The sequence below is a fragment of the Pseudoflavonifractor sp. HCP28S3_F10 genome (assembly GCF_052065415.1).
Classification (GTDB): Bacteria; Bacillota; Clostridia; order Oscillospirales; family Oscillospiraceae; genus Pseudoflavonifractor_A.
This window is the reverse complement of record NZ_JBQHUB010000016.1, coordinates 61,187-67,186: the sequence shown is the minus strand read 5'-3', so window position 1 is coordinate 67,186 and position 6,000 is coordinate 61,187. Positions and strand designations below refer to the sequence as shown.

4 protein-coding genes are annotated in these 6,000 nt (G+C 61.0%); all 4 read right to left on the bottom strand.

Features of this window, described 5'->3' with window-relative positions; translation table 11 throughout:
• The coding region (locus ACTNBZ_RS08540) for a hypothetical protein (RefSeq protein ID WP_441209248.1) at positions 1–4,726 on the bottom strand (4,726 nt) is incomplete at its 3' end.
• Positions 4,727–4,763: 37 nt separating this feature from the next.
• Positions 4,764–5,216: a hypothetical protein gene (locus ACTNBZ_RS08535; RefSeq protein ID WP_441209247.1), complete on the bottom strand. Its 453-nt coding sequence runs from the start codon at positions 5,214–5,216 to the stop codon at positions 4,764–4,766.
• A complete protein-coding gene (locus tag ACTNBZ_RS08530) occupies positions 5,213–5,521 on the bottom strand; it encodes a zinc-ribbon domain-containing protein (protein WP_441209246.1) in 309 nt (102 codons plus the stop codon). The genes ACTNBZ_RS08535 and ACTNBZ_RS08530 overlap by 4 nt, the downstream gene beginning before the upstream one ends.
• Positions 5,518–5,910, bottom strand: coding sequence for a hypothetical protein (locus ACTNBZ_RS08525; protein WP_441209245.1), 393 nt, complete (start codon positions 5,908–5,910; stop codon positions 5,518–5,520). Before ACTNBZ_RS08525 ends, ACTNBZ_RS08530 begins: the two co-directional genes overlap by 4 nt.
• Positions 5,911–6,000: the final 90 nt, after the last annotated feature.

Genomic DNA, 6,000 nt, shown 5'->3' with positions numbered 1-6,000 from the left:
TATTGTCATAATGCTGATAGATTCGGTTCCAGTCTTTGAGATTTACCTTTCCGTCACCTGTAACATCACCAAGCAGGCAAATCTTCACATCCTGCGTCACATTCTCCGCGCCCACAACTACGGTGTACTCTCTCGTGACGTGGTTCTGCTTCATCACCCTCATGGTGTAGGTGCCGGTGGGCACATCGGAGAAGGCGTAGGGGGCGGTGAACTTATTGCCGCTCTGGGTGCCGCCGGAGACCTGAACTTCATAGGCCGCCTCGGACTGGCCCTGCTCAATGAGCTGGATGGTCACGGGGGCGGTGCCGGAGTTGAAGCTCTCCACATTGCCGGAAACGCCGTAGCCCACGATCTCCGTCTCGGGGAAGGTGTAGACGCCCTTGGCCGCGGTGGTGTTGATGGGCACTTCAAGGTCGTTGACCTTGAGGGTAAAGGCCTCGTTGTTCAGCCGCCCCATGCCCTCGGTGACGGCAAGCTCGAAGTAAACGCTGTAGGTCTTGCCGCCGAGGAACTTACCGTCCGCCGTGAGGCCGTTTTCAGGCGTGCATTCCTCGTTCTCGTCCAGCTGGCCGTTTCCGTTTGCGTCAATGAACCATGTGAGTCTGCTGACGTAAACGCCGTGGTTGACGATTTCCTCGCTCTCGCCGGTGCGGGTCACGCCCGTGACGATGGCGTCGGACGCGACGGCGGCCTTCTCGCCCGTGACGGGCGCGGCCACCGTGACGGTGGCGGTGTTATACGCGGGCTGTCTGTCCGAAACGATGTAGTAGGTGGCTCTCAGCTTGCCGGGCGAGTAGCCGAGGAACTGGTAGCCGTACACATCGTCATACACATCGGCCTGCGAGAACGTGCCGTTGTCCGAGGGATGGAGCAGCTGCACCTTGTAGCCGTTGATGACGAGCGCGGTGTTGGGCTCGAAGTAATACTTCGTGCCGTCTGCCGCAACGCCCGCCGTGATGACCAGCTCGCTGATGTAAGTGCCCGCCTCGTAGCGCTGGCGCATGAGGTCGGCGTCGGGGCGCGGATTGCTGCCGTCATAGAGCACATTGAGCCACGAGCCGGGATTATTGAAGCTGGTCGCGCTGTCCTTGTCGGCATACAGCACCGGCGCGTAGGCCGTGCCCGTGCCCGTCACGTCGGGAACCTTGGAGACCTTGCTCTCGCTCGAGAGCACGGGGTAGCCGCCCGCGGTGAAGATATTCTCAATGGTGTTGATGCGGACATTCAGCATATCATTGCGGTAGTTCGAGGGGAGCGTGCCGCCGTAGCGGGGGTCGCCCTCCATGGGCTCATCGGTGGTGAGGAAGACGGTGTTCAGATAGATCGTACCGCCGGTGGGGTCCTTCAGGCAGGGCTCCTCGTAGGCGTAGTACAGCGTTGCGTTGGCGGGCGTGACGTACGAGCCGTTATAGTACTCGCCGCCCTCCTCACAGCCCTTGAAAATGGCGCTGTCAAGGGAGCTGTCGCCGGGGATGCTGCACTGGATGACCTTGCTGTTGGCCTTCTTGTACCAGGAATCGCCGCTGATGTACGAGGTGTACAGGACGAACTGGTAGCCCTCCTTGGGCTTGATCTCAAAGGTCGCGGTGAACTTGTCGTTGTACTGCACGGTGTCGGTGAGCTGGTTGATGATGCTGCCGACCCCGGTGCTCTGGCCCTTAACGGCTATGACCACGGCGCTCATGTACTTGTTGTTCGTGTTCTCCACCCATGTGCCGTTGTAGCAGCGCACGCTCGTAATGGGCATCTCCACCGTTTCGTAGGTCTTGCCGCCGGCAGCCGCCGCGCCGAAGTTGGGCTCGCCCATGCGGAAGCCCTCGATGGGGATGATGACCTTGACATAGCGCGTGTAGTTCAGGCCGCTGCCGGAGAAGTCCATGCGGACGAGCGCCGTGCCGGGGCTATGCGCCGTCAGCTTGCCGGTGCTTTCCTCGATGGTTGCAATTTCCCGGTCGCTCTCCACGTACCACTTGACCGTGGGGCTGCTCGGGATGGTGGCATTCGGCTGAACGGGCTGATAGCCGAGCTGGAGGATGTTCGTATTGCCGGGCATGGTGTAGCTCGGCGCGCTGGCGGCCGTTGTGCCGCCGCCGTTGGTGATGTTCTCGCTGCCCACCATCACGTCAACGCCGGTGGCGCGCTTGTCGATCTGAATCGTGCAGGGCGCGCTGTAGATGTACTTCTTGACGCCGTTCTCCTTATAGGGCACCTTGAGCATGAAGCGGTACGTGCCGGGGACGAATTCCGCGTCGCCCAAGTTGGCGAGCTTCTTCATCTGCGTCAGATCGAAGGTCGCCTTGCCCGTAGAATCGAAAAGAATTCTATTATTACCATTACTATAGCCGTAATAGAGGTCCTGACATTTGACCTCTTTGCCGTTGTTAAACAGGTCGAGTCCCTTCCACGCGCCTTCGGGCACGCCGTCGCGCTGGAGGACAACTTCCGCAATGAAGGTGCTTTCCCAGTTGGCGTCGTTGAGGTTGAATTTGGCGGTCAGCGTGCAGCCGGTCTCGTTGTACACGGTGCTGTCCTTGCTCGCCGTCAGCGAGACCTCGTAGGTGCTGGCATCGTAGGTCTTGCCGACCACCGTGATGGGCGCGGCGGAATAGCTGGTCACGTTTTTGTGGTTCATCATCACGCGGTAGTCGCCGGAGCGGTAGGTTCTGAGCGTGCCGTCGCCTTCGTTGATCGTCACGCCGGAAACGTTGGTGGCGAGATAGTCCGACCCCGAGCCTTTCACGGTGATGTTCTTCCACTCGCTGCCGTCGCGGTACTGCCACACATAGCTGGTCACGCTCTTGCCGGCATTGGTGAGGAAGCTCTTGTCGGTATAGGGGCGCAGGTAGGCATAGCGATAGCTGCTGTCGCTCTTGGGGCAGGTGACAGTGTCGTTCTCGCACATTGCGTAGTCTCCCATGCCAATTGTGGCGTAGATGCGCGGGAAGACATAGACCTTCCTGGTCATGCCGAGGTTATAGGGGATGCCATTGCTTTCAAAGTCGAACTCGCAGCGCAGGGACTGCTCGCCCTCCGGCAGCGATGCGAAAAAGCTCTGACCCCAGCCGGTGATGGTGCTCTCGTTCGCTCCAGAGGTGATATGGATGTCTTTTTCTGCCTCTGTGACCTCCTGCCCGTCCACATAGTAGATAAAGCGGAAGTTACCGTAGTCAAGGCTATTGATGTGCGAGAAGTTCGTGGAGTTCGTCACCGTGGGCCTCATGATGAAGTCCGCCGTGTCGCCATCCGAGGAGTCGGCCTGCCAGACCTCGCCGTCTATCGTGATGCCGCTCATGTCCACCACGTCCTTCATGAAGCTCCACTCGTTGTAGTACGAGGCGGTGTACTCCTGCGTGGTGCTGAGCGTCTCGCCCACGGTGCAGCGCAGCGTGTAGGGCTTGAGGAAGTCGAGCTTGAGCTCGCCGCCGCTCTTGGCCTTAAAGTCGCTCACCTTCACCGTCCGGCCGGGCTGCGTGCCCGGCGTGAACACATCCACGATCTCGTCGGATACGCGCTTGCCGTCCTTGTCGTAGATGGCGAAGATATAATATGGGGTGTAGCCCGTGCCGGTCGTGCCGAGGTACTGCTGCTCAAAGAGCTTGCCCCACGAGTTGTCCTCGGTGTAATAGGGGGTGTACCCGGTCAGCCTGACCGTGCCGCTGCCCTCGATGTTGGGGTTATAGATGTTGCTGTTGGTGGTGGCGAGCTTGACATAGTTCGTCTTGACGTTGGTGGGCGGGGAGACCGTGGCGCTGTGGGAGCCTGTGGACAGCTTCGCGCCCGGATAGAGGTGCTCCTCCTTCACGTTCACATCGCCGTATCTTCCTTCTTCATAAACATAATGCGGCGAAGAATGCGCTGCACCGGGATACCTGCCGCAGTGCTCCTTGTCGATCTTGCGGGTCTCAAAGTAGCCGCCGCGGATGCTTACGCTGGGCGGCTGATAGTCGCGGCAACGCAGCGCGTTTGCACCGCCGAGGCCGAGGATGCGGCCGCCGTTGATGACCACAGTGCCGCTGTTCCAAGCATAAATAGCGTCCCGGTAATCGCCGCGGCCGCAGACCGAGCCGCCGTTCATGATCAGCGTGCCGCCATCGACATCAATGCCCGTGGCGTAGAGCTGCTGGCGCACATAGCCGGTATAGTAGTCGGCACTACCGGCGGCATGGGAATAGGTTACCCAGACCTGCTTGGAGCGGCCGCCGTCCAGCTCGCCGCCGTTGAGGATCATCGTGCCCTCCACATGGAACAGGTTGCGAATGGCTCTAAACTTGACCTGACCACCTTCGCTGTTGCAACTCTGATCCATGTCCAGGTATCCGTCGTAGTGGATTCTGCCGCCGCCGCGGGAGTCGCAGACCACGATGGTGGAGCCTTCCGGCACCTCGAACAGCGTCAGCTCTTTTCCCCCGTCTCTATTGACATCGACGGAATAGCCGTTCAGGTCAAGGTACTTGGTTCCCTTGACGGTGATGCCTTCAAAACTGTCATCGTCCAGCGAAATGTTGCCGGTCAGCCGCATGTACCAGGTGTTGTTTTCGTCCTTGAGGTATTCCTTCAATGCGGCAACGCCAAGCGGGCCGTTAAGCTCGACCCAGCCGTTGTTGCTGTGGGGAGTGTTCGGGTTGGGCGTCGGCAGGTAGGCCTCCGCTGTGGTGGTCAGGCTCGCGGGGATGAGGGTCAGCATCAGCGCCAGCGTTAAAAACAGAGATGTGATTCGTTTTCGCATCCGTGCGTTGTCCTCCTTTCGGTTGTCGGTTCATGGTTCATGGTTCTGTGCGCTCGTTCATGGCGCGCGCCGTCTCGGCCAGCCAGATTTCCGCCTGCCGGGCGGTCAGCCCGCCGATGCAATAGCCGTCGATGAGCTTTAGCTCCACCGCCTTTTCCAGCGCGGCCAGCTTTTCCGGGTGTCCGTCCTCGCAGACGAGATAGACGCGGCAATCCGGCAGCTTCCGCCGCACCTCGACGGCGATGTCGCAGCGGGCGGAAACGTCCTTGTCCTCCACGCCCTCGGTGAAGTCGGTTTCCAGCAGCAGAAGGTCCGCCTGCTCGGCAGCACACTGCCAGGCCACGTCGCCGCAGTCATCAGAGAGGACGCCTATTGGCCGACAGCCGCCCAGATTTCTCAGCCAGTCCGCCGCACGGCGGGTCCTGAATGGCAAGGCAAAGCACACCGCCGCTTTCGGCAAGGGCGGCTCCCGCCTCCGGAAGAGGCTCATACCGCCGCCTCCCGTCTCGCCGCTCCCTTGGGCAGCCGCGCCCCGCACTCGGGGCAGTACCGCGCCACGTCGGTGACGGTCACGCCGCATTTGGGGCAGCAGCGGTGGCGGGAACGGTAGAGGTCATAGAGGGTCATCTCCGGCAGACGCGCGCTGCAGTCGGCGCAGTCCGTCCGGTCGGCGCTGTTGGCCCTGCCGCAGCTGGGGCAGATCTTGCGCCGCCGCAGCGTCTCCGGCCCGCAGCCGTACTCCAGCAGCGTCACCTGCCGCAGGGCTTTCCGGGTTCTCAGGTCATAGTCTGTCATTTGGCTTCCTCCTTTCCGTCTGTGCCGCCCACCTGCAGCTTCGCTCCACAGGCGGGGCAGAAGCAGGCGTCCGATTCCCGCAGCCTTGCACCGCAGTGATGGCAGAACGAGGGATACTCATCCTCCCACGGCGCGCAGTCCAGACACAATCCCGCGTTGACATTGAACATGGCGGAGGAGACGAACCTGCCGCATCGGGGGCAGCGGTTGAACTCCCACTTGCCCTCCTGTTCCCACGCCAGCTCCAGCGCCGCTTCCTCCGTGTCCGCCCGGATGGGCTTGCTCACGCAGCACAGCTCGCCGGAGATGTCGCAGTAGAAGCGAAAGATCCTGTCGCCTCCTGAGTCGGTGACGACCCGGTAGGCTGCCGTTTTCTTCGCCTGCTCCATCCGCATTCCTCCCTTCTTTTTCTCATTTCGTCTTGTAAAGCTGTCGCGGAATATGCTACAATGGAAGCGCTAAAGCGGCGACCGCTTCCC

What these genes read in the sequence shown, in the direction of transcription:
- ACTNBZ_RS08525 (WP_441209245.1), bottom strand. Translation starts at nt 5,910, where the DNA reads ATGGAGCAGGCGAAGAAAACGGCAGCCTACCGGGTCGTCACCGACTCA.
- ACTNBZ_RS08535 (WP_441209247.1), bottom strand. Translation starts at nt 5,216, where the DNA reads ATGAGCCTCTTCCGGAGGCGGGAGCCGCCCTTGCCGAAAGCGGCGGTG.
- ACTNBZ_RS08530 (WP_441209246.1), bottom strand. Translation starts at nt 5,521, where the DNA reads ATGACAGACTATGACCTGAGAACCCGGAAAGCCCTGCGGCAGGTGACG.